The organism is Streptomyces durbertensis, from assembly GCF_014156695.1.
GTDB classification, from domain to species: Bacteria; Actinomycetota; Actinomycetes; order Streptomycetales; family Streptomycetaceae; genus Streptomyces; species Streptomyces durbertensis.
Genome location: NZ_WMLF01000559.1, coordinates 1 through 3,010, shown reverse-complemented (window position 1 = coordinate 3,010; position 3,010 = coordinate 1). Strand labels below are relative to the sequence as shown.

Genomic DNA, 3,010 nt, shown 5'->3' with positions numbered 1-3,010 from the left:
GGCCGGGGGTGAGGGCGCGTCGCAGGACGAGCGGAACAGGCCGGAGACATAGTCAAAGCGATCAGAAGCAATCGGAAACCGCGCAAGCCTCGGCCAGTTTGTGTCAGGCGGCCCGTAGGTGCAACGGGAAACCAACACTCGAAGGTGATAGGCGGTCTGTCAACAAGCGTGCTGGCAGGCCCATGAGCCGCAGGTGAGCGAGAGTTGGTGCCGGACACCATGGAAAGCCGCGGTGCACCGCTGTCGGAGCCGTCCGTACCCCGGGCGGTTCCCTACGAGGGCGTCTGGCGCTTCACCGCCCAGGCGGTGGACTCCGCGGTGCCGCAGGCCCGGCACGCCGTGCGTGACCTCGTCCGCCGCCAGCGCGCCCCGCTCGGAGACGAGCAACTGGCCGGGCTGCTGCTGATCACCTCCGAACTGGTGACCAACGCGGTACGGCACGCCGCGCTGCTCTCCCCGCAGATCGGTGTGGAGGTGGCGCTGCGTCAGGGCTGGGTGCGGCTGTCCGTGGAGGACGGCCACCCCTACCGTCCCAGGGCCCTGGAGGCCGACCCGGACAGCGAGCACACCGGCGGGCGCGGACTGCTGCTGGTGAAGGCGGTGGTGGCCGAGTGGGGCGGCACCTGCGACGTCGAGCAGACCGCCGCCGGCGGAAAGATCGTCTGGGCCGCCCTCCCGCTGCCGCACCGCTGAGCGGACGAAGAGGCTCCCGCCCTGAACGGACACCCCGGGCGCCGGAAGCGACACCGCCCGGCCCGCCGCCCGAGGACGGCACGCCGGGCGGGTCACCGGGTCACCAGCCGGCGTCCGCCGGGGTCACCTCCCGGATCGCCGGCCGCGCCGCGTCCAGCACCGTCATGAACCACACCGAGAACGCGTCCTTCGCGTGCCGCTCCAGCAGTTCCGCGCCGCTGACGAAGGCGACCTCGGCCACCTCCTCGGGAACCGGCCGCACCGGCGCCTCCACCAGACCCACGAACAGGTGGTTGAACTCCTGCTCGACCAGTCCGGAGACCGGGTCGGGGTGGTTGTAGCGGACCGTGCCGGCCTCCCGCAGCAGCGCGGGCGCCACCCCCAGCTCCTCGCCGATGCGCCGCGTCGCCGCCGCGAACGGGGCCTCACCCGGGTACGGGTGGCCGCAGCAGGAGTTGGACCACACACCGGGGGAGTGGTACTTCTCCCACGCCCGGCGCTGGATCAGCAGCCTTCCGCGACCGTCGAAGAGGAACACCGAGAACGCGCGGTGCAGCCGCCCCGGAGCCTGGTGCGCGGACAGCTTCTCCGCCGTGCCTATGGTGCTGCCGTCCTCGTCGACCAGTTCCAGCATGATCGGGGCGGTCGCGGTCTGTGCCATCTGCTCCCTGTGTCCTCTCCTCGTCAGTCTCACCGACCCGGGAGTACTACCCCTGATCAGTGGCAGACTCCCACCTCGTGGCGGGCGTGGCCGTGCGGTTCGAGCTGGAACGTGCAGTGTTCGACGTCGAAGTGCTCGCCGAGGCAGGCGCGCAGGTCGCGCAGCACGCGCTCGTGGCCCACCGAGTCCAGTGTCCCGCGTTCGACCACCACGTGGGCGCTGAGCACCGGCATCCCCGAGGTGATCGTCCACACGTGCAGGTCGTGCACCTCCTCCACGCCGGGCACGGCCAGGATGTGCGCGCGGACCTCGTCGACGTCGACGCCCTTCGGAGCCGCCTCCAACAGCACCTCCACGGCCTCCTTGGCGAGCTTCAGCGTACGTGGGACGATCATGACCGCGATCAGCAGGGACGCCACCGGGTCGGCCTGCTTCCACCCCGTCGTGAGGATGACCAGCGCCGCCACCACCACCGCGAGCGAGCCCAGCGCGTCGGCCAGCACCTCGAGGAAGGCTCCGCGCACGTTCAGGCTCTCCCGCTGGCCGCGCATCAGCAGCGCCAGCGAGCACAGGTTGAGCGCCAGACCGGCCAGACCGAAGACGATCGTCAGGCCGCCCGGGACCTCCACCGGGTTCCGCAGCCGGTCGATCGCCTCCACCAGGATGTAGCCGCCGACGCCGAGCAGCAGCAGGCAGTTGAGCAGCGCCGCGAGTATCTCCATCCGGGCCAGCCCGAAGGTGCGGCCGCGTCCGGCCGGCCGGTTCGCGAAGTGGATGGCCGTCAGCGCCATGCCCACGCCCACCACGTCGGTGGCCACGTGGCCGGCGTCCGCCAGCAGCGCCAGCGACCCCGTCAGCCAGGCGCCGATCGCCTCGGCGGCCAGCAGCGCCAGCGCGATGCCCAGCGCGATCCTCAGCCGGCCGACGTACGCGGCGGCGGCGGTGCCCGTGCTCGCGGCCGGTGGTGGCCCGCCGTGGTGGTGGCCCGCACCCATGGAGTTCCTCCCCTGTGCGCCGGTGTGTCGCCGGCGTGTCGTGGCCCTGGTCAGTGCCGTCAGTGCCCCTGCTCCTGTCCTGCCGACTGCCAAGTGAACTACGGGTGGGGGGTATAAGCAACGCGACACTGAACACCGTTGTCGTGTGCTCTGACCTGCGCATTCTTCCCGCAGGTCAGGGCTGTACGGTCCGTGGTCGGGATGCGGAGAGGGTCGACTGCCGGGGTGCCCGGGAGTCGCGGGGAGGAGTCGACGATCAAGAAGGGGGCAGACGCCCGGGAGATACGGAACGTGTCGTTCCGTATCCGTTAGCCTCGGGCGACACCCGAGCTCCACACACGCGAACGCCGACGTCCGCCGAGGAGTGGTTCCGCTGCCGACCGCCATCCTGACCTCAGGCCTACCCGACGACCCCGCGCTCGCCCGCACCCTCCGGGCGCTCGGCTACCGGGTCGGTGCGGCCGACCGGCTGGACCGACTGCCGGAACTGGTCGCCGAGGTCGGCGCCGAGGAGCGGGTGGCCCTGATCGACAGCCGCTTTGTCGGCCACCGCCACAGCCTGCGCCTCGCCCTCCTCGACACCCGCCCGCCCGCTGCCGCGCTGCCGGGCGTGCTGGCCGTGGCACCGGCCGCCCGCGCCGACCTCGACCGCGCCCTGGCC

Annotated in this window: 3 protein-coding genes and 1 pseudogene; 2 read left to right on the top strand and 2 right to left on the bottom strand. The window is 71.9% G+C overall.

Going from position 1 to position 3,010, the window contains the following annotated elements:
• Positions 1 to 219 precede the first annotated feature (219 nt).
• Complete coding sequence (locus GL263_RS24315) at positions 220 to 693, top strand: ATP-binding protein (protein WP_182857890.1); 474 nt, start codon at positions 220 to 222, stop codon at positions 691 to 693.
• A 100-nt stretch (positions 694 to 793) separates the two neighbouring features.
• Here the strand turns inward: GL263_RS24315 and idi are convergent, their stop codons facing one another.
• Together idi and GL263_RS24305 are read right to left on the bottom strand one after the other, a co-directional pair.
• Complete coding sequence (gene idi, locus GL263_RS24310) at positions 794 to 1,354, bottom strand: isopentenyl-diphosphate Delta-isomerase (protein WP_182857889.1); 561 nt, start codon at positions 1,352 to 1,354, stop codon at positions 794 to 796.
• Between the two features lie 56 nt (positions 1,355 to 1,410).
• Positions 1,411 to 2,349: a cation diffusion facilitator family transporter gene (locus GL263_RS24305; protein ID WP_182857888.1), complete on the bottom strand. Its 939-nt coding sequence runs from the start codon at positions 2,347 to 2,349 to the stop codon at positions 1,411 to 1,413.
• 364 nt (positions 2,350 to 2,713) lie between these two features.
• Between GL263_RS24305 and GL263_RS24300 the strand changes: the two are divergent.
• Positions 2,714 to 3,010: pseudogene (locus GL263_RS24300) on the top strand (CDP-alcohol phosphatidyltransferase family protein); the annotation flags it as partial.

Bases quoted from the DNA above. Each gene is read 5' to 3' on its own strand.
- GL263_RS24315 (WP_182857890.1), top strand. From the start codon at position 220: ATGGAAAGCCGCGGTGCACCGCTGTCGGAGCCGTCCGTACCCCGGGCG.
- idi (WP_182857889.1), bottom strand. From the start codon at position 1,354: ATGGCACAGACCGCGACCGCCCCGATCATGCTGGAACTGGTCGACGAG.
- GL263_RS24305 (WP_182857888.1), bottom strand. From the start codon at position 2,349: ATGGGTGCGGGCCACCACCACGGCGGGCCACCACCGGCCGCGAGCACG.